This is a genomic window from Streptomyces sp. NPDC002853 (genome assembly GCF_053591915.1).
Map to the genome: position 1 here is coordinate 805,841 of NZ_JBSFUS010000001.1, position 18,334 is coordinate 824,174.

Genomic DNA, 18,334 nt, shown 5'->3' on the forward strand with positions numbered 1-18,334 from the left:
ATTCGTGCCCCGGTCTCATACGTGACCCGGTCACCTTCCTGCCCGCGTCTCGGGCGGATCGGTCTCGCGACCGCGCTCATGGGGCTCACGCGAACAGCCGCCGCCAGGTCTCGGGGCCCGGGTAGCCGTCCGCTGCCGCGCCCCGCCAGCCCTGGGCCCGCTGGAACGCCTCGACGTTGCGGCGGTCGCTCTCGCTCCACTGCGGGCCCGGGCCTCGCGCGTAGTGCCGGCCGAAGCCCTTCCTCACCAGCTGCCTGCCGAGCTGCTCGATCGACGGGCTGGACTGGCCGGGTCGGAACACGCCCCTGCCGGGGTACGCCGGCGCGCCGCCCTGGGTGCCGCCCGACCCGGCGCGCGGGATGTCCCGGCCCTTGCCCGTCATCAGGTACGACCAGGTCCCGGGGCCCGGCAGACCGTCCGCGTCGGCGCCGGTCCAGCCCTGCGCCCGCTGGAACGCCTGCGTGGCCCGGCGGTCCGCGTCGCTCCAGCGTGGGCCGGGCCCCGTCGTGTAGAAGCGGGCACCGCCCCGGGCGACCAGCGCCTTGCCCAGCCGGGTGACGTACTCGTTGTTCGCGCCCGGGCCGAAGGACGCCGCCCCGGGGTAGCGCGTCCCCGTGCCAGGACCCGCGCCGCCCGGGGTGGTGCCGACCGTGACCCCTTTGTAGCGGTACGCCAGATAGCGGCTCGCATTGCTCCAATAGGCATAAGGGGTCGTCTGCTTGCGGGTGTGCGGGCGGGTCTGCTCGTACGCGACGTATTGGGTGTGCGCCGCGTTCGCCCAGCCGCCGAAAATGGTCACGTGCGACCCCTTCTCGGGGTTCGCGGGATTATGGAAGAGAAGGATGTCGCCGGGCTGGAGCTGGTCCTTCGTAATACGGACCGAGTACCGAGCGAGGCTGCCCGTCCATTCGTTGCGGCCGAGATTCCAGGCCATGGAGACATAGCCCGAGCAGTCCTGCCGGTAGCCGTCGGACCAGTACGCGCCCATGTTGTACGGCACCTTCGCCGCGACCCACTTCTGCGCGCGGGCGAGGATCTGGGCCCGCGTCGTGTTCCGCGCCGCCGACGCCGCGGGACCCGGCGAACCCGGCCTGCCAGGCACCCCGTGCAGCGCGCTCGTGTCGCCCTGCGGGGTACCGGGGCCCGGCCCGGTACCCGGGTCCTCGTCCGGCGGGATCGCCGGAGCCGTGCCCGGTGGTCCCACCGGGTGATGGCCGGCGCCCGGTGCCGCCACCGCCGGCAGGACCTGGCCACCGCCGAGCACGGTGCCGGCCGCCGCGGCGACGACCAGGGCGCGGCGCGCGCCGTGCGCCGCCGGGTGGCCGCCCTGCCGTACGGGGAGTGCGTGGGTCATGGCTCGTCGCCGGTGAATACATCCGGGGCAATCGCAGTCGCTCTCGGGCTCGAATTCCTCGAATGCCGGAGCACCCTCCATGCGATTCCCCTCACACTCCAGGAAAGAATGCCTGCGTCGCATCTGCACAGTCGTCAGCTTCTCAACTGTCCGGTGATATCGCATGTTGACGGTCCGAATGATGGAGCCACCCCGCATTCCCCGGGGACCCGCCCTCGAGCAAAACCCGCTCGAAGCCCAGCCCAGAGCTACCCCGGGCACCCGCAGGCTCCCGGAGGGTTCGGAGCACCCGTCGGCGTCCGGTAGAGTTCTCCAGGTCAGCAGGCGCCGCTAGCTCAGTTGGTTAGAGCAGCTGACTCTTAATCAGCGGGTCCGGGGTTCGAGTCCCTGGCGGCGCACAGACAGCGAAAGCCCCCCGTTCACGCGGGGGGCTTTCGTGGTTCGTACCGCTACCGTTGCGCCATGGCGCGCGACATTCAGGAGCGGATCAAGAAGCTCATCATCGACCAGCGGCTGCCCTCGGGCGCCTCTCTGCCCACCGAGCCCGAACTGATGGAACGCCTCGGCGTCAGTCGGAACTCCGTGCGAGAAGCCCTCAAGGCGCTGCAGGCGATGGGCATCGTGGAAATCCGGCACGGTTTCGGCACATATGTCGGACCCATGTCGATGGCTCCGATGATCGAGGGCCTCACCTTCCGCACGGTGGCCGGCCACTACCGCGGCGAGGACAGCCTGCTCCAGCTCCTCGAGCTGCGGGAGGCCGTGGAGACCGGACTCATCGCGCGCCTCGCGGGTCGCATTCCGGCCGCGGATCTGGCCGAACTCGACGCACTCGTGGACCGGATGGACACCGAGGCGGCGGAGAGCGACGGCCGGAGCGGTCAGCCGGGCGCGGTGCACACCGAAACCGACCGCGCATTTCACGCCACTCTCTACCGCTGCCTGCGCAATCCGCTGCTGGGCGAGGTCCTGGAGGCGTTCTGGGACGCCTTCCACAAGGTACGCACCGATCTGGTCGATGTTCCGCACGATCCCAAGGTCACCTGCCGTCAGCACCGGGAGATCCTCGACGCGGTCCGGTCCGGCGATGTACTGCGGGCCGAGCGGGCGATACGGGAACACTTCGGTAATATTCGAACGCGATTGAGCGCTCCTGTCCCAACAGGTAACTCGGATCTCTCGTATGACCGGTAAACACCTTGTTTCGCTCTTGCGATCATGGCTAGGGGCGTAGAACCTTGTGCTGGAGCCATTGGCTCTCATGAGGCTGGCGGTGCCGGGCAGTTGGGGGGCCCGGCGGACCGAGGCCCACGGGGTGAGGGACGGGGGTCCCTTTCACGATTGGATGCCGAGGGGGGCATCATGCAACCGGAAGGTAGCTGTTCCATGTCTATGGGGACGGTGGCCTGCCACTGATGCGTCCGTGAAGGTCGGGGGACCTGGCCGGACGGAAGGACCAACGAACACGCGGGCGACCGCGTGCGGGGGGATGACTCATGACGTCGACGCCGACGGGCGCGCGGCCGAACGACCCGTCAGAGACGACCCAACTGCGGGTGCCGTCGCACCGGACAGGCGGGTTCAGGCGTATCAAGAAGGCACTGCCGAGATACGACTACGAGCACTACAGCCGTCTCGCGGGGCCGCTCACGCAGCCGGACCCGACCAAGCCGTACAAGGTGCAGTACCGCTCCCTGCTCTCGCAGGAGCCGCACCGGATCAGGGCCGCCCTCATGCTGGGGGCCGCGCCGCTGCTCTCCCTCGTGCTGCTCGCCTGGCTGCTGCAGCCGACGCACTGGACGAAGCGTGACTACGTCGCGAACGACTGGCTGCCGACGCTCGACGTCATCATGCTCATATCCATCGGCCTGATCGAGTTCTTCCGCTGCATGAACGTGCTGTCGAACGCGCACGCCACGCTCGTCGCACGTGACCCGATACCCGTGGTGCCCGAGACCGGCACCCGTGTCGCCTTCCTCACCTCCTTCGTGCCCGGCAAAGAGCCGCTGGAGATGGTGACGAAGACCCTGGAGGCCGCGGTCAAGATCCGCCACCGCGGCCTGATGCACGTCTGGCTCCTCGACGAGGGCGACGACCCCGCCGTCAAGGAGGTCTGCCAACGGCTCGGCGTGCACCACTTCTCCCGCAAGGGCGTCGCGAAGTGGAACATGGCCAAGGGCCCGCACCGCGCCAAGACGAAGCACGGCAACTACAACGCCTGGCTCGACGCGCACGGCGACGACTACGACTACTTCGCATCGGTCGACACCGACCACGTCCCGATGCCCAACTATCTCGAGCGGATGCTCGGCTTCTTCCGCGACGAGAACGTCGGCTTCGTCATCGGCCCGCAGGTCTACGGCAACTACGACAACTTCATCACCAAGGCCGCCGAGTCCCAGCAGTTCCTCTTCCACGCGCTGATCCAGCGCGCGGGCAACGCCTACGGCTCCCCCATGTTCGTCGGCACGAGCAACGCCGTACGCATCAGCGCCCTGAAGCAGATCGGCGGTCTGTACGACTCGATCACCGAGGACATGGCGACCGGCTTCGAGATCCACCGCGCCACGAACCCGAAGACCGGCAAGAAGTGGAAGTCGATCTACACCCCGGACGTGCTCGCGGTCGGTGAGGGCCCCAACGCCTGGACGGACTTCTTCACGCAGCAGCTGCGCTGGTCGCGAGGGACGTACGAGACCATCCTGAAGCAGTTCTGGAAGGCGCCGTTCTCGCTGCCGCCCGGCCGGCTCTTCAACTACACGATGATGGTCATCTTCTACCCGATGTCCGCCATGAACTGGATTCTGGCCGCGCTCTCCTGCGCGCTGTTCCTCGGCATGGGCGCATCGGGCGTGAACATCGACCCGACGATCTGGCTGATGCTGTACGGCAACGCCTCGGCGCTGCAGATCGGCCTCTACATCTGGAACCGCCGCCACAACGTCTCGCCGCACGAGCCCGAGGGCTCCGGCGGTATCGCGGGCATGGTGATGTCGGCCCTCTCCGCGCCGGTCTACGCACGCTCCCTGCTCGACGCCGTGCTGCGCCGCAAGAGCAAGTTCGTGGTGACCCCCAAGGGCGACTCGGCGAGTCCGGACACCCTGTTCGGCACGTTCCGCATCCACCTGTTCTTCATCCTGGTCTTCGCCGGATCGATGGCCGCCGCGTTCGTGTTCGACCACGTCCACCCGGCGATGATCATCTGGGCCACGTTCGCCCTCCTGATCACGGCCGCGCCGATCTTCGCCTGGCGGTGGGGCATGCGCCAGGACAAGAAGAAGCGCAGGTCCCGGCACGGTGCCGGACCCTCGGGGCCGCCTTCGGGCGGCGGGGACCCGACGGTGCCGCAGCAGCGTGACGCCACGGCGGAGCTGCCACAGGGACACCAGCCGCCGCAGGCGCCGCACGCGCCGCAGCAGAAGCCCAGCTGGGCAGCGAACGACCAGACCATGCAGATCGCCCTTGGGGGACGTAAGAAATGAAGGACCGCTCCAGCCGCCGCCGCGCCCGCCGCATCGCGATAGGCGCGGCGGTGGTCATAGCGCTGGCCGGGATGAACGGCCCGTGGCTGTGGCGCGTGGGTTCGGAGAAGTACCACGACTACAAGATCAACAAGCCGGAGTACAAGGCCGACAACGGCCACTGGCAGGTCGTGAACTTCCCCGAGGAGTACCGCCAGAACACGATCCACGCGGCGCTCCTGCACACCGGCAAGATCCTTCTGGTCGCCGGTTCCGGCAACAACCAGAAGAACTTCGACGCCAAGAAGTTCGACACCCGCCTGTGGGACCCGGTCAAGAACACCATCAAGAAGATCAAGACACCCGTCGACCTCTTCTGCACCGGCCACACCCAGCTCGCCAACGGCAATCTCCTCATCGCCGGCGGCACCCAGCGCTACGAGAAGCTCAAGGGCGACATCACCAAGGCCGGCGGCCTGATGGTGGTGCACAACGAAGACCCGGACAAGCCGATCACGCTGCCCGCGGGCACGAAGTTCACCGGCAAGAAGAACGGCAAGACGTTCGTCTCCAAGGACCCGGTGGTCGTCGAGCGCGCCAAGAAGGTCTTCGACAAGCAGACCGGCGCGTTCGTGCGCAACGAACCGGGCCTCGGCCGGGTGTATGTCGAGGCACAGCAGAGCGGCACGAAGTACGAGACCGGCACGCAGGACAACTACCGCGTGCAGGGCCTCAAGGGCGCCGCGACCCGCAACACGTACGGCATCGCGCAGAAGCTCGCCCTGGACAAGAAGGACTTCCAGGGGATCAAGGACGCCTTCGAGTTCGACCCGGTCGCCGAGAAGTACATCAAGGTCGACCCGATGAACGAGGCCCGCTGGTACCCCACGCTGACCACGCTCTCGGACGGCAAGGTGCTCAGCCTCTCCGGCCTCGACGAGATCGGCCAGCTGGTCCCGGGCAAGAACGAGATCTACGACCCCAAGACCAAGAAGTGGACCTACACCAAGCAGGTCCGCCAGTTCCCCACCTACCCCGCCGTGTTCCAGCTGCAGAGCGGCAGGCTCTTCTACTCGGGATCGAACGCGGGCTACGGCCCCGATGACGTCGGCCGCAAGCCCGGCACCTGGGACCTGGAGAAGAAGGGCAGCTGGAAGGGGATTCCGGGGATGAGCGACCCGAACCTCCTGGAGACCTCCAACACGGTCGAACTGCCGCCCGCGCAGGACCAGAAGTACATGGTCATCGGCGGCGGCGGTGTCGGCGAGTCCAAGAAGTCCAGCAAGAAGACCCGCATCGTCGACCTCCTGGAAGACGACCCGAAGTTCGAGGACGGCCCCGAGCTGGAGAAGGGCACGCGTTACCCGCAGGCCTCGACCCTGCCGGACGACACGGTGCTCATATCCGGCGGCTCCGAGGACTACCGCGGCCGCAGCGACTCGAACATCAAGCAGGCGCGGATCTACGACGCCAAGACCGGCAACATGCGGCGGGTCGCGGACCCGGAGGTCGGCCGCAACTACCACTCGGGCTCGATCCTGCTGCCGGACGGCCGCGTGATGTTCTTCGGCTCCGACTCGCTCTACTCCGACAAGGCCAACACCAAGCCCGGAGAGTTCGAGCAGCGCATCGAGATCTACACCCCGCCGTACCTGTACCAGGGCTCGCAGCCCACGCTCACCGGCGGCCCCGAGGAGATCAGGCGCGGCGGTTCGGGCACCTTCAAGACCCAGCACGCCTCGTCCATCAAGACGGCCCGCCTGATCAGGCCGAGCGCGTCGACGCACGTCACGGACATCGACCAGACGTCGGTCGCACTCGACCTGAAGAAGTCCGCGGGCGGCGTCACGGTGACGATCCCGAAGGAGAAGAGCCTGGTCGAGTCCGGCTGGTACATGCTCTTCGTGACGGACGATCAGGGCACCCCGAGCAAGGCTCAGTGGGTGCACATTCCCTAGCCCCGCAAGGGGCGCGGGGAACTGCGCGAGCAACCACGAAAAAGCCGCGGTCGCATCCGCCGAAATCCCGGCGGATGCGACTGCGGCTTGCCGCTACTTGGCGCCCTCGGCAAGCTTCAGCGCGTACTCGGGCCACCACTCCCCCGCCTTGGGGCCACCCCGGCAGGTCCCGTCCGACTCACCGGGACGCTTGATCCAGAGGTACGCGTCGACCAGCGGATCGCCCGTCTTCGTCGTGGGTGCCTCGCCGAGCGCCCGGCCCGGCGGGTTGCACCAGGTGTCCTTGCCCTTGGTGTACGGGCCGTTGCCGTTGCGCGCGGTGTCGATGACGAACGGCTTGTTGCCGATCTTCGCCGAGAGCTTCTTGCCGAACTCCGTGCTGGCCTCGGTGGTCTGGAAGTTCGAGACGTTGACCGAGAATCCGTCGGCCTGCTCGACGCCCGACCACTTCAGGGGCTCCCAGAGCGAGTCCGGGTTCTTCCAGCCCGCGTTGCCCGCGTCCAGGTACACCTTGGTGTTCTTCAGGGACTTGAGCTTCCCGATGGCGCCCTTGAGGAGGTCGTAACGCTCCTCGTGGAACTCCTCCGGCGTGCAGTTGTCGACCATGTGGAGCACGGCGTCCGGCTCCAGGATGACCGTGGTCTTCCGGTCGCCGATGCCCTTGGCGACCTGGTCGATGAACTTCCTGTACTCATTGCCGTCGGCCGCGCCGCCGCCCGAGTACTGGCCGCAGTCACGGTGCGGGATGTTGTAGAGGACCAACAGGGCGTCCCGGTCGGCCTTCTCGGCGGCCTCGGTGAAGCCGCGCGCCTGGTCCTCCGCGTTCTCCGGGATGATCCATTCGGCGACCGGCTGCTCGGCGATCTTCCGGATCAGCCCGGCGTCGTCCTTCTTGCCGTCCTTCTCGTACGCGGCGACCTGCTTGGCCGCGTTCCCCTCCGGATTGACCCAGTACGGGTCGGAGCCCTTGGGCTGCTGCTTGACCGGCTGCCCCGAGGACTCCTCCTCGCCCGAGCCGTCATCGGAGGAGCACCCCGACAGCAGCAGCGCAGCCCCCGCAAACGCCGCCGCAGCCTTCACCCCCCGGGCCGCGATCCGATGACCGCGGCCGGTGCCTTTGTGGTACATCCACTCCCCCTTGGGTGCACTGTCCGATTCTCAATCCTGACATACGCACTCCCGGCTCACGAGGCCCGCCCATCCGCTGCGGAGACCTGTTGGAGACCTGTTACAGCTCGGCGCGCGGGGGTAGGCGCAGTGGGCGGGGCCGAGCTCCTGGGGAGGAGATCATGCGGGATCGCACCTCTGAACTACGGCTGGCCCACGTTCTGGTGGAGACCACGAACACACTGGACGACGACTTCGACCCGGATCGCTACCTGAGCCGGGTCGCGGGTCACTGCGTGGAGCTGCTCGAGGCGTGCGCCGCCGGCGTCATCTTCGACGCCTCGGGCTCACCCGCGTTCGCCGCGGGCGGGCACCCCCGGGACCTCGCACTCGGCCTGCTCGGGGCCCAGCAGAACGGCGGGCCCTGCGTGGAGAGCCTCGGCACGGGGCGTCCCGTGCCGCCGGTGCGCCTCACCGAGGACGAAGCCGCCGCACGCTGGCCGGAGTTCACCGCGCTGGCGCGACGCCATGGGATCGGGGCGACGTACGCGGTTCCGCTGCGGCAGCGCGAGACCCTGCTCGGGGCGCTCAACGTCTTCATGCCCGAGGCGGCCTCCTGCAGTCCGAGCGCCGACGGTGAGCTGCGGCTCGCGCAGGCGATCGCCGACGCCGCCGCCGTGGGGCTGCACAACCACCGCGCCTACACGGAGTATCGGACGCTCGCCACACAGCTCCAGGGCGCTCTGACCAGCCGTATCCGCATCGAACAGGCCAAAGGCGTCCTTGCCGAGCGCTGGCACACCGGGATGGACGAGGCCTTTGACGCACTGCGTCGGTACGCGCGCAGAGAACGGCTGGTCATGGACCTGGTGGCCACCGAGGTGATCAAGGGATCGCTCGACGACGCGACGCTGCGCGGCGGTTGGTCCGAGCCTTCGTGACGGTCAACACCGCAGCCACCACCACCTGCGGTGATCACGCAGGGGAAGCGGATCACGACATGGCGTCATTCCACCCCTAGGCTCCGGCGCCCATCCGTTCTAGAGTCGTCAGTACGGCCCAAGCCCCCGGCCTGTCGTCCATCCCGCACTGCGGGGTTGGCCACCGAACCTCCCGCGCCGGCGCCGGGTTACTCCCGCAGCTCGTGCGCGCGCGGTCGAGGACCAGCCCGGTCGACGGCTCCGGGGGGAGCGGGCCGCCGACCGGGCCGGGTTGCCCAGACACCTGAGTCAGGCCCACGCCACCACGGCGCGAGCGCGGCGGGAGTGCGCTCGCGCCTCGCCGCCGCCCCCTAGGGCCCCACGCCGGTGAGGTAGGCCGACACCACCACGTTCGCCGAGTACGTCCTGGTGGCCCGGTCGAACGTGCCGCCGCAGGTGATCAGGCGGAGTTCGGCGCGGCCCTCCTCGTGGGGCCCGTACGCCTTCTTCGCGTCGAAGCGGTCCCGGCTGATGACCTGCACGTCGTCCACGGTGAACTCGGCGACCGAGCCGTCGTCCCGGGACACCAGGATCTTCTCGCCCGGACGCACCGCGCTGAGGTCGTAGAAGACCGCGGGGCGCGTCTCGGTGTCGACGTGGCCCACGAACAGGGACGTGCCCGCCGCTCCGGGGCGCGTCCCGCCGCCGTACCAGCCGACGGAGCCCGCCTGCTCGAAGGGCGGCGGATCGATGGCACCGTCCTGGTCGAGCCCCCGGGTGATCACGGGTGCCCGCACCTTCAGCGAGGGAACATCGACGCGCTGCGGCATGGCAGCACCCAACGGCTCGTGTGCGTCCGGGAGTTCGACGGCGAACGGCCGGCCGACCGCCGCCACGTCGCCGTTCGTGGGCTCGGAGACACCGCCCCGTACGTCGGTGATCTCGCTGCCCCACAGCCAGAGCCCGACGAGCACCAGCGCCCAGGCGACCCCGGTGAGGAACCGCCCGTGCCCCGTGGACCCCTCATGACCCGACATGCCGGTCCTCGCCCGTCACTCGGAACGGCGCCGGCGGACGCTGCGCAGCGCCACGGCCACCGCCGCCACCCCGGCGAGCACCAGGCCGATCACCGCGTGCCGGGTGCCGGGGCCCGCTTCCTGGGTGTGCGCGGCGAGCTGCGCGGTGCCGCCGCCGCCCGCGCGGACCGGCGAGACGGGCTCGGTGCGGTTCTTGACGACGTCCACGGTGCCCACGCCCTGATGGGGGTGGCCGTCGCAGACCACGGTCACGTCGTACGTGCCGCTGACGCCGTCCCGCAGCGTGGCGGAGCCGTTCAGCGTGTACTTGTCGCCGTCCCTGCCGGTGAGCTTCGCGTCCCCGGAGAACGCCCCGGACCCAGCGGATCCGGTCGTTCCCTCGCAGCCCGTGACGCTGATCTCCACCTTGGCCCCGGACGCGGCACTGGCCGGGGTGACCGTGGCGTGCACCTTGCCCTCTTCGTGGGCGTGAGCGGGGGCCGTGGCGGCAAGGGGGAGCGCGGTGAGGACAGCGGCCCCGGCTATACCACGCAGGGTGAGTGAGCCTCTACGCATCGTGAACCTCCTGTATCGAGGTTCACGCGCGCTGTCGGCTCACGCCTCCCGTGTGCGGCAAACGGGTGATCTCAGACGCGTTCGACCAGGTCAGCGATGGAGTCCACGACGTTGGACGGCCGGAAGGGGTGCTGGTCGATGTCCTTGCGGGAGGTCAGGCCGGTGAGGACGAGGAAGGTCTCCATCCCGGCCTCGAGACCGGCCAGGATGTCCGTGTCCATGCGGTCGCCGATCATGGCGCTGGTCTCGGAGTGCGCCCCGATGGCGTTCAGGCCCGTGCGCATCATCAAGGGGTTCGGCTTGCCGGCGAAGTAGGGGCTGCGGCCGGTGGCCTTGGTGATCAGCGCGGCGACGGCACCGGTCGCGGGCAGGGGCCCTTCCATGGAGGGCCCGGTCTCGTCCGGGTTCGTGCAGATGAAACGGGCCCCGCCGTTGATCAGCCGTACGGCCTTGGTCATGGCCTCGAAGGAGTACGTACGGGTCTCGCCGAGCACCACGTAGTCCGGGGCGTGGTCGGTCAGGACGTACCCGATGTCGTGCAGGGCGGTGGTGAGCCCCGCCTCGCCGATGACGTACGCCGTGCCGCCGGGGCGCTGGTCGTCCAGGAACTTCGCGGTGGCGAGGGCCGAGGTCCAGATGTTCTCGACGGGCACTTCGAGGCCCATGCGGTTCAGCCGGGCCTGGAGGTCGCGCGCGGTGTAGATGGAGTTGTTCGTCAGGACCAGGAAGGGCTTGCCGGAGTCACGAAGCCTTTTGATGAAGGCGTCCGCTCCGGGGATCGGAACGCCCTCGTGGATGAGCACGCCGTCCATGTCGGTGAGCCACGATTCGATGGGCTTGCGCTCTGCCATGGGGTGCACTCCTGCGGTGTACGGGTTGGCTGGGGCGCCGGGACAGCGCTGTGCCGACGCCCCCACCCTAATCAGGAAGGGGTGATCTTGACCCCGCCGATCGTCTCTCAGCTGCCGGTGGCCGACTTCCAGTCCTCCACGTACGCCTGGAGGTTCCCGGAGATGTCGCCCCAGTCCGGCTCGAAGACCTCGACGCCGTCGACGATCTTGTCGAGGGCGACCGCGTCGGCGTCCGTGGCCTTGATGTCCTTGCGCGCGGCGAAGCCGCCACCGATCTCGCTGACCTGCTGCTGGGCCTTCTGGGTCAGGAGGTGGTCCAGGAACTTCTTGGCGTTGGCGGAGTGCGGGGCCTTGTTCACCAGGCCGGCCGCGTAGGGCAGCGCGAAGGTGGTGGGCTTGCCGCCCTCCTTGGCCGGGAACCAGATGCCGAGGTTCGGCATGTCCTTGGACTGCGCGTAGTTCATCTGGACGTCGCCGTTCGCGGCGAGGAGTTCGCCCTTGTCGACCTTGGGCGCGAGCTTGCCGGTGGAGGCGGAGGGCCCGACGTTGTTCGTCTGGAGCTTCTTCAGGTAGTCCATGGCGGGCTTCTTGCCGCCGAAGTCGTGCATCGCCTTGATGAGCACGGCGGTGCCGTCGCCCGCGACACCGGGCGTGGAGTACTGGACCTTGTCCTTGTACGCGGAGTCGGTGAGGTCCTCCCAGGTCTTGGGGGCCTTGGAGCCGCCGAGCTCCTTCTTGTTGTAGATGAAGCCGAAGTAGTTGTTCACCACGGAGGTCCACTTGCCGTCGGTGGCCTTGAGGGCGCCGTCGACCTGGTCGGACCCCTCGGGCTTGTAGGCCTGGAGCAGCCCCTTCTCGTCGGCCTGCTGGATGAACGGCGGCAGGGTGATGATCACGTCCGCCTGGGTGTTGGACTTCTCGCGGACGGCGCGTTGCACCATCTCGCCGGAGCCGCCCTCCACGTAGTTCACCTTGATGCCGGTCTTCTTCTCGAAGTCCTCGAAGACCTGGTCGTACCAGCCGTCGCCGTTCTCGCCCTTGAGGCCGTCGGCGCTGTAGACGGTGACCTCCTTCGCGTCGGACGCGGCGGATTCGCCGCCGCACGCGGTGAGTGATCCGGCGAGGACGAGGCTGCCGGAGACGGCGGCGAGCGTGCGGACGTGGCGGACTCGGGTAAGGCGTGACATGACGTTTGGTACTCCTTGAGAGCTTGCGGGCCTCAGCGGTAGGAGGCGCGGGTGCGCATGCGGGAGAAGGCGAGAAGGACGAGCAGCGTGGCCGCCATCAGGACCACCGCGACGGCGGCGCCGGTGAAGAGGGAGCCGCGGTCGGTGGCCGCGTAGATCTGCACGGGCAGCGGCATCCAGGTGGGCGGATAGAGCATCATCGTGGCGCTCAACTCGCCCATGGAGAGGGCGAAGCAGAGGCCCGCGGCCGCGTTGAGCGACGGCAGCAGCAGCGGCAGCCGCACCTTCCACAGAACGTACGAGGGCCGGGCACCGAGCGATGCCGCGGCCTGTTCGTACGCCGGGTCGAGTCGGACGATGGCAGCCGAAACCGACTGGTAGGCAAACGCGGTGACGAGAATGGCGTGCGCGAGGATCACGATCCAGCGCGTGCCGTTGAGGATCATCGGCGGCTTGCTGAACGCCACGAGGATCGCGAGCCCGACCACGACGGACGGCACGGCGACCGGCAGCATGAAGAGGGTGTCGAGGAGGCGCTTGCCTCCCTTCTTCAGCGAGGCGGCGGCGAGCGCGGCCCAGGTGCCGACGGTCAGCGCGAGCAGGCTGGCGCCGGCCGCGGTGACCAGGCTGGTGGTGAGCGCCTTGAGCGATTCACCGCGGGTGGCGGACTCGTAGTGCCCCGTGGTGAACCCGGACGGAAATGCCCCGGACCAGTGCGAGGAGAAGGACGCCGCAAGAATCACGAGCAGGGGAAGCGCGAAGAGCGGCAGGAAGAAGACGAGGAACAGGAACCAGGTGGCCCATTTCCCCTTGCGGCTATGCACCAACACGACGGCTCACCACCCGGTAGAGGCTGTAAAGACCCACTGAGATCGCGATGTTGACGACGGCGACGACACAGGCCGCCGGATAGTCGGATTCGAGAATTGCCTTGCTGTAGACGAGCATGGGAAGGGTCGTGACCCCTTTCGCCCCGGTGAAGAGAACAATCCCGAATTCGTTCAGACACATGACGAGTACGAGGCTGCCGCCGGCGGCGAGGGCGGGCAGTGCCTCGGGCAGGATGACCCGCCGGACGATGCGGCCGGGTTTCGCCCCGAGGCTCGATGCCACTTCCAGCTGCGCGGTGTCGATCTGAGAGAACGCGGCGAGCAGTGGGCGCATCACGAACGGCGTGAAGTACGTGATCTCGGCCAGGAGCACGCCCCACGGGGTGGTCAGGAACTGGAACGGCCCTTCGGCGCCCCCGGTCGCGTCCGTCCATGTTCCGTTGGCCATGCCCTTGGTGCCGTAGATGAACAGCAGGGCGAGGGTGATGAGGAAGGACGGAAAGGAGAGAAAGACGTCGATGAACCGGGCGACGGCCTTTCCTCCCGGGAACGGCACGAAAGCGATGATCAGCGCGAGCGCGAACCCGAGCACGAGACACCCGACGGTGGACCCGACGGCCAGCCACACGGTGGTCCCGAGCGCCTCCCGGAACGCTGCGGAGGCGAAGACATCGGAGTAGGGCCGCAGGGAGGTCCCGCCGGTGTCGGGCTGGACGGACTGCTGGACGACGAGGGCGAGGGGGTAGAGGAAGAAGAGGGCGAGGGCCGCGACGGGGGGCAGGGCCCAGACCCACCGGGGCACCTGCGGGGGCCGCTTGTCCTTCCCCGCACGGGTCGCGGTCAGCGTGGCGCTAACCATCGCTCACCCCACCGGACAGCAGCACGGCGTCTTCCGGTGCGAAATGCAGCGTGACCTCGTCACCGATGCCCGGCGGGTCCCGGAGCTCCCGGAGGTCCGCCTTCACCCGCTGCCCGGCGACATCGACGTACAGCCGGTGGGTGGCACCCCGCCACTGGACCTCGGCGACCCGGCCGGAAAGGGCGTTGGGTCCGTCCCCAAGGCCGACCAGATGCGGCCGCACGCACAAGGTGGCGGTGGCACCCCGAGTCGCCTCCCCCGTATCGACCTTCAGGTCGGTCCCGCCGAGCGAGACGGAACCGGACCCGACCCGCACCGGCAACAGATTGGCGTTCCCCACGAAAGAGGCCGTGAACTCGGTCCGGGGCGACCGGTAGAGCTCCTGCGGAGTCCCGCAGTCCCGCAACCGCGCCCGGTCCATGACGGCGATCCGATCCGCCAGGGTCAGGGCCTCCACCTGGTCATGGGTGACGTACAGGATGGAGACGTCCGGCAACTCCCGGTGCAGGCGGGCGAGTTCCCCCAGCATCCCGGACCGCAACTGCGCGTCGAGTGCGGAGAGCGGCTCGTCGAGCAGAAGCACCCCGGGCCGGATGGCCAGCGCCCGCGCGATGGCGACCCGTTGCTGCTGCCCACCGGAGAGCTCCCGGGGATACCGCTTGGCGTACGCGGCCATCCCCGTCATCTCCAGCGCGTCGGTGACCCGCCCCGGGATCTCGGACTTGGCGACCTTCCGCGCCTTCATGCCGAAGGCGACGTTCTCCGCCACCCGCATGTGCGGGAACAGCGCGTACTGCTGGACGACCATCCCGATCCCCCGCTGATGCGGCGGCAGACCGGTGACGTCGCGCTCCCCGATGAACACCCTCCCGGACGCGGGCCGCACGAACCCGGCGACGGCCCGCAGCGCGGTCGTCTTGCCCGAGCCCGAAGGGCCGAAGAGGGCCATGACCTCGCCGGGCTCGACGGTCAGGTCGAGCGAGTCCAGCACGGTGTTCTTGCCGTAGGCGACCGACACGCGATCGAAGCGGATACCGCTGCTCATCCGCCGACACCCTTGAGAACAGCGGGCAGTTCGGCGACGGACGCCAGGACGTGTGTGGCCCCCGCGGAGCGCAGCGTCCCGTCGTCGTGCGCTCCGGTCAGCACCCCGGCGACGACCGAGGCGCCGGAGCGTACGCCGCTGAGCATGTCGTACGCCGTGTCGCCCACGACGGCGACCTGCCGGACGTCCTGCACCGCCGCCGTCCGCAGGAAGGCGCTGAGCACCATGTCCGGGTAGGGCCGCCCGCGGCCGCCCGCGTCTGCGGGGCACAGGGTGAGCCCGACGAGGTCCCGCCAGCCGAGCGCGTCGAGTATGGCGTCCTGGGTGACGCGGGCGAAGCCGGTGGTCAGCACCACCGTGCGGCCATCGGACTTGAGCTCCTCGACGGCTTCGCGCGCGCCGGGTATCGGCGCGATCCGGCCGCCGTCGACGAGTTCCCCGTACGCCTTCTCGAAGGCCGCGTTGGCCTGCCGGGCAAGGGTCTCGTCGCCGAACAGGTGCCGGAAGACGGAGATCTTGGACTCGCCCATGGTGGCGCGTACGTAGTCCAGTTTCTCGGCGTGGTCGGCGGACCCGGGCTCGACGCCGAGTTCCCGCGCGGCGGCGGCGAAGGCCTCTTCGACGAGGCCGCCGTCCGCGACGGTCGTACCGGCCATGTCGAGCACGACGAGTCCAATGCTGCTCTGCGTGGTCAACTCCCTCACCATCCCAGCTCGTCGGCGGTCTTCTCCGCGATCGCGGGCGAGCACGTCATGCCGCGCCCGCCGGGCCCGGTGACCAGCCACACCCCGTCGCGGACCTGCTGGCGGTGCACGACACGGGCCGTGTCGACGCACTGCGCGTACACCCCGGCCCAGCGCCGCCTGATCTTCGGCAGCGGACGGCCGAGGAAGCCCTCGACGACCTCCGTCAGGTGGTCGTAGGGGTCTTCAAGGGTGTCGAAGGCGAAGGGGTGCTCGTACTCGTGGGTGTCGCCGATGGTCAGGCCGCCGTCCTCGCGCTGCACCATCAGGAGCTGCATCTTGTGCTCGGCGGCGGTCGGCGTCTGCGGCTGCCCGGCATTGAGCGCGTCGAGGGCGTCCGACGCGTACGCCGGGTAGTAGCGGAAGCTGTCGGCGTCGGCGACGGAGGTGGTGAGCGCCTCACCGAGGGCTTCCGTCTGCATCATCTGGAGCCGTACGCGGCGCACGGGCAGGTCGGGCCCCGCCAGCTCGCGGACGAGGCCACCGAGCCAGGCGCCGGTGGCGAGCACGACGACGTCACCGGTGTGTACGTCACCGTGGTCGTCCCGCACCGCGTTCTCGCCGACGACTTCGCGGACCTCGCGGCCGGGCAGGAAGGTGTAACGGGGGGAGGCCAACAGCGCCTCGCGCAGCCGGAGTTGGGCGACGCGCGGCTCGACCGCGGCGTCCCGCTCGCACCACAGCCCGGCGATGAAGTCACCCCGCAGCGCCGGGTTGAGGGCGCGGGCCTCGTCGGCGTCGAGCAGCTTGTAGCCGCGGGCCGCCGCGTCGGGGCGGGCGACGGCGGCCTCGGCGACCGCGCGCTCGCGTTCGTCGCGCACCAGGGTGAGGGAGCCGTTGGCCCGGAAGCCGATGCCCTCCACCCGCGCGCCGATCTCCTCCCACAGCTCGCGGGCTCGCAGGGCGGTGTCCAGCTCCTCGCCCCCGGCGCGGCCGCTCACCCATATCTGCCCGAAGTTGCGCAGCGACGCCCCGCGGGCCTCGCTCTCGCGCTCGATCTGTACGACCTCGTGGCCGCGTTCCACTGCGTGCCAGGCGTGCATGGTTCCCACCACGCCGGCTCCTACGACGATGACTCTCACGGCGGCAACGCTCCTGGGGACGAGTGTCCCGCCGTGGGCCGGGCGGCAACGGGATGGTGAACGGCCACCCAAGCTTGGACTAGACCCGTTACATTCTCGTTACTACGAAACGGCTCCCTGTTCGCGTACGAGGAGTTCAGGCGCCGCTGTTCCCCAGATGCGTGGTGAAGGAGAACCGGTCGCCGCGGTAGAGGGTGCGGACGCGCTCCAGGGGGTGGCCGGTGGTGTCACGCGAGACGCGGTGGATCAGCAGCATGGGCAGCGCGGGAGGGGTACCGATCAGGAGGGCCTCGCGGGGAGTGGCGAGGACGGTCTCGATGCGTTCGTCGGCGTCGCCGAAGGAGATGCCGAGCTGGTCGCGGAGGTAGGCGTAGAAGGAGGAGTCGGGCTCGAACTCCCGGTCAAGGGCGGGGACTCGGGCCACGGAGACGTACGTGCTCTCGAGGCCCACCCGCTCGTCGTCGGCGAGCAGTACGCGTTCCATGTGCCAGACGGGCTCGCCCTGCGTGACCCCGATCTCGGCGGCGAGTGCTTGCGGGGCGGGGAATCGGTCGAGGGAGATGAGGTTTCGCCCGGGGGTACGCCCCTGTCGCCGGACGCCTTCCGTGTAGCTCGCGAGGGACAGCGGCTGCTCCAGCTTGGGGCCCGCGACGACGGTGCCGCGCCCCTGCCTGCGCAGCCGTCCCTCCAGCAACAGCTCACGCAGCGCCTGCCGCACGGTTTCGCGCGCGACCTCGTACCGGACGGCGAGGTCCCGCTCGGTCGGCAGCGTCTGCCCGTCCCCCAACTCCTCCGTCAGGTCGGCGATCTTGGCCTTCACCGCGTAGTACTTCGGGATGCGCCCGTGCTCGGGGATGCCGGAGCGGATGGGGGCGCCGGGGGCCTGGGCGAGGAGGTGCGCGGGAGGGTGCGGGGGGTTCGGGTTGTCCACCCGGGGATGTTCGCAGACGTACGTGAACCGGAAGGTGAACGGAGGGCGAGGCGGGGGTGCGGCGCGGGGTTCGGTGGGGCGGCGCGGGGTTCGGCAAGTGCGGTGCGGGGTCCGGTGGGTGCGTCGCGGGGTTCGGCGGGTGCGGCGGGGTTCGGCGGGTGCGGTGCAGGGACCGGCGGGTGCGGTGCAGGGACCGGCGGGTGCGGTGCAGGGACCGGCGGGTGCGGTGCAGGGGCCGGTGAGTGCGGTGCGGGGTCCGGTGAGTGCGGTGCGGGGTCCGGTGAGTGCGGTGCAGGGTCCGGCGGGTGCGGTGCAGGGTCCGGTGAGTGCGGTGCGGGGTCCGGTGAGTGCGGTGCAGGGTCCGGCGGGTGCGGTGCAGGGTCCGGTGAGTGCGGTGCGGGGTCCGGTGAGTGC

General features: G+C 69.4%; 16 protein-coding genes and 1 tRNA gene. 5 read left to right on the forward strand and 12 right to left on the reverse strand.

Translation table 11 applies throughout. The features are described from left to right. Window positions 1-85: 85 nt before the first annotated feature. Entirely contained in the window at window positions 86-1,435 is a 1,350-nt protein-coding gene (locus tag ACWD02_RS03535; protein ID WP_451203981.1) for a peptidoglycan-binding protein, read from the reverse strand. 243 nt (window positions 1,436-1,678) lie between these two features. On the opposite strand from ACWD02_RS03535, the gene ACWD02_RS03540 reads away from it, so the two are divergent. The 4 genes from ACWD02_RS03540 (at window position 1,679) to ACWD02_RS03555 (ending at window position 6,773) form a co-directional block, all read left to right on the forward strand. Next, window positions 1,679-1,752, forward strand: a tRNA-Lys gene (locus ACWD02_RS03540). Window positions 1,753-1,816: 64 nt separating this feature from the next. Continuing rightward, window positions 1,817-2,548, forward strand: coding sequence for a FadR/GntR family transcriptional regulator (locus tag ACWD02_RS03545; RefSeq protein ID WP_451203983.1), 732 nt, complete (start codon window positions 1,817-1,819; stop codon window positions 2,546-2,548). 302 nt (window positions 2,549-2,850) lie between these two features. Then, window positions 2,851-4,836 carry a glycosyltransferase family 2 protein gene (locus ACWD02_RS03550; protein WP_451203985.1) on the forward strand — a complete coding sequence of 662 codons (1,986 nt, stop codon included), beginning with the start codon at window positions 2,851-2,853 and terminating at the stop codon, window positions 4,834-4,836. Beyond that, window positions 4,833-6,773, forward strand: a complete 1,941-nt coding sequence (locus ACWD02_RS03555; protein ID WP_451203987.1) for a galactose oxidase-like domain-containing protein — start codon at window positions 4,833-4,835, stop codon at window positions 6,771-6,773. Before ACWD02_RS03550 ends, ACWD02_RS03555 begins: the two co-directional genes overlap by 4 nt. 93 nt (window positions 6,774-6,866) lie before the next feature. Here ACWD02_RS03555 and ACWD02_RS03560 read toward each other — a convergent pair whose 3' ends face one another. Further along, window positions 6,867-7,901, reverse strand: coding sequence for a glycoside hydrolase family 6 protein (locus ACWD02_RS03560; RefSeq protein WP_451203989.1), 1,035 nt, complete (start codon window positions 7,899-7,901; stop codon window positions 6,867-6,869). A gap of 161 nt (window positions 7,902-8,062) precedes the next feature. On the opposite strand from ACWD02_RS03560, the gene ACWD02_RS03565 reads away from it, so the two are divergent. Beyond that, the gene (locus tag ACWD02_RS03565) at window positions 8,063-8,821 is read left to right on the forward strand and encodes an ANTAR domain-containing protein (protein ID WP_451203991.1); all 759 of its coding nucleotides are present in this window, start codon (window positions 8,063-8,065) and stop codon (window positions 8,819-8,821) included. A gap of 350 nt (window positions 8,822-9,171) precedes the next feature. Here the strand turns inward: ACWD02_RS03565 and ACWD02_RS03570 are convergent, their stop codons facing one another. The 10 genes from ACWD02_RS03570 to ACWD02_RS03615 all read right to left on the reverse strand — a co-directional run bounded on the left by ACWD02_RS03570 (window position 9,172) and on the right by ACWD02_RS03615 (window position 17,920). Further along, window positions 9,172-9,837 carry a class F sortase gene (locus ACWD02_RS03570; protein ID WP_451203993.1) on the reverse strand — a complete coding sequence of 222 codons (666 nt, stop codon included), beginning with the start codon at window positions 9,835-9,837 and terminating at the stop codon, window positions 9,172-9,174. A 15-nt stretch (window positions 9,838-9,852) separates the two neighbouring features. Continuing rightward, window positions 9,853-10,392 (reverse strand): hypothetical protein, encoded by a 540-nt coding sequence (locus ACWD02_RS03575; RefSeq protein WP_451203995.1) that lies wholly within the window; start codon window positions 10,390-10,392, stop codon window positions 9,853-9,855. A 71-nt stretch (window positions 10,393-10,463) separates the two neighbouring features. After that, on the reverse strand, window positions 10,464-11,243 hold the full coding sequence (locus ACWD02_RS03580; RefSeq protein ID WP_451203997.1) for an HAD-IIA family hydrolase: 780 nt from the start codon (window positions 11,241-11,243) through the stop codon (window positions 10,464-10,466). A 107-nt stretch (window positions 11,244-11,350) separates the two neighbouring features. Next, complete coding sequence (locus ACWD02_RS03585) at window positions 11,351-12,430, reverse strand: 2-aminoethylphosphonate ABC transporter substrate-binding protein (protein ID WP_451203999.1); 1,080 nt, start codon at window positions 12,428-12,430, stop codon at window positions 11,351-11,353. Window positions 12,431-12,462: 32 nt separating this feature from the next. Continuing rightward, entirely contained in the window at window positions 12,463-13,260 is a 798-nt protein-coding gene (locus ACWD02_RS03590) for an ABC transporter permease (RefSeq protein WP_451204001.1), read from the reverse strand. Continuing rightward, window positions 13,247-14,119 carry a 2-aminoethylphosphonate ABC transporter permease subunit gene (locus ACWD02_RS03595; RefSeq protein WP_451204003.1) on the reverse strand — a complete coding sequence of 291 codons (873 nt, stop codon included), beginning with the start codon at window positions 14,117-14,119 and terminating at the stop codon, window positions 13,247-13,249. Before ACWD02_RS03595 ends, ACWD02_RS03590 begins: the two co-directional genes overlap by 14 nt. After that, on the reverse strand, window positions 14,112-15,164 hold the full coding sequence (locus ACWD02_RS03600; protein WP_451204005.1) for an ABC transporter ATP-binding protein: 1,053 nt from the start codon (window positions 15,162-15,164) through the stop codon (window positions 14,112-14,114). Before ACWD02_RS03600 ends, ACWD02_RS03595 begins: the two co-directional genes overlap by 8 nt. After that, window positions 15,161-15,859, reverse strand: a complete 699-nt coding sequence (locus tag ACWD02_RS03605; protein ID WP_451204007.1) for a phosphonatase-like hydrolase — start codon at window positions 15,857-15,859, stop codon at window positions 15,161-15,163. Before ACWD02_RS03605 ends, ACWD02_RS03600 begins: the two co-directional genes overlap by 4 nt. Window positions 15,860-15,864: 5 nt before the next feature. After that, window positions 15,865-16,989 carry a TIGR03364 family FAD-dependent oxidoreductase gene (locus ACWD02_RS03610; RefSeq protein ID WP_451204009.1) on the reverse strand — a complete coding sequence of 375 codons (1,125 nt, stop codon included), beginning with the start codon at window positions 16,987-16,989 and terminating at the stop codon, window positions 15,865-15,867. A 136-nt stretch (window positions 16,990-17,125) separates the two neighbouring features. Further along, window positions 17,126-17,920: a GntR family transcriptional regulator gene (locus ACWD02_RS03615; RefSeq protein ID WP_451204011.1), complete on the reverse strand. Its 795-nt coding sequence runs from the start codon at window positions 17,918-17,920 to the stop codon at window positions 17,126-17,128. Window positions 17,921-18,334 lie beyond the last annotated feature (414 nt).

What these genes read in the sequence shown, in the direction of transcription:
- ACWD02_RS03535 (WP_451203981.1), bottom strand. Translation starts at nt 1,435, where the DNA reads ATGGAGGGTGCTCCGGCATTCGAGGAATTCGAGCCCGAGAGCGACTGC.
- ACWD02_RS03545 (WP_451203983.1), top strand. Translation starts at nt 1,817, where the DNA reads ATGGCGCGCGACATTCAGGAGCGGATCAAGAAGCTCATCATCGACCAG.
- ACWD02_RS03550 (WP_451203985.1), top strand. Translation starts at nt 2,851, where the DNA reads ATGACGTCGACGCCGACGGGCGCGCGGCCGAACGACCCGTCAGAGACG.
- ACWD02_RS03555 (WP_451203987.1), top strand. Translation starts at nt 4,833, where the DNA reads ATGAAGGACCGCTCCAGCCGCCGCCGCGCCCGCCGCATCGCGATAGGC.
- ACWD02_RS03560 (WP_451203989.1), bottom strand. Translation starts at nt 7,901, where the DNA reads ATGTACCACAAAGGCACCGGCCGCGGTCATCGGATCGCGGCCCGGGGG.
- ACWD02_RS03565 (WP_451203991.1), top strand. Translation starts at nt 8,063, where the DNA reads ATGCGGGATCGCACCTCTGAACTACGGCTGGCCCACGTTCTGGTGGAG.
- ACWD02_RS03570 (WP_451203993.1), bottom strand. Translation starts at nt 9,837, where the DNA reads ATGTCGGGTCATGAGGGGTCCACGGGGCACGGGCGGTTCCTCACCGGG.
- ACWD02_RS03575 (WP_451203995.1), bottom strand. Translation starts at nt 10,392, where the DNA reads ATGCGTAGAGGCTCACTCACCCTGCGTGGTATAGCCGGGGCCGCTGTC.
- ACWD02_RS03580 (WP_451203997.1), bottom strand. Translation starts at nt 11,243, where the DNA reads ATGGCAGAGCGCAAGCCCATCGAATCGTGGCTCACCGACATGGACGGC.
- ACWD02_RS03585 (WP_451203999.1), bottom strand. Translation starts at nt 12,430, where the DNA reads ATGTCACGCCTTACCCGAGTCCGCCACGTCCGCACGCTCGCCGCCGTC.
- ACWD02_RS03595 (WP_451204003.1), bottom strand. Translation starts at nt 14,119, where the DNA reads ATGGTTAGCGCCACGCTGACCGCGACCCGTGCGGGGAAGGACAAGCGG.
- ACWD02_RS03600 (WP_451204005.1), bottom strand. Translation starts at nt 15,164, where the DNA reads ATGAGCAGCGGTATCCGCTTCGATCGCGTGTCGGTCGCCTACGGCAAG.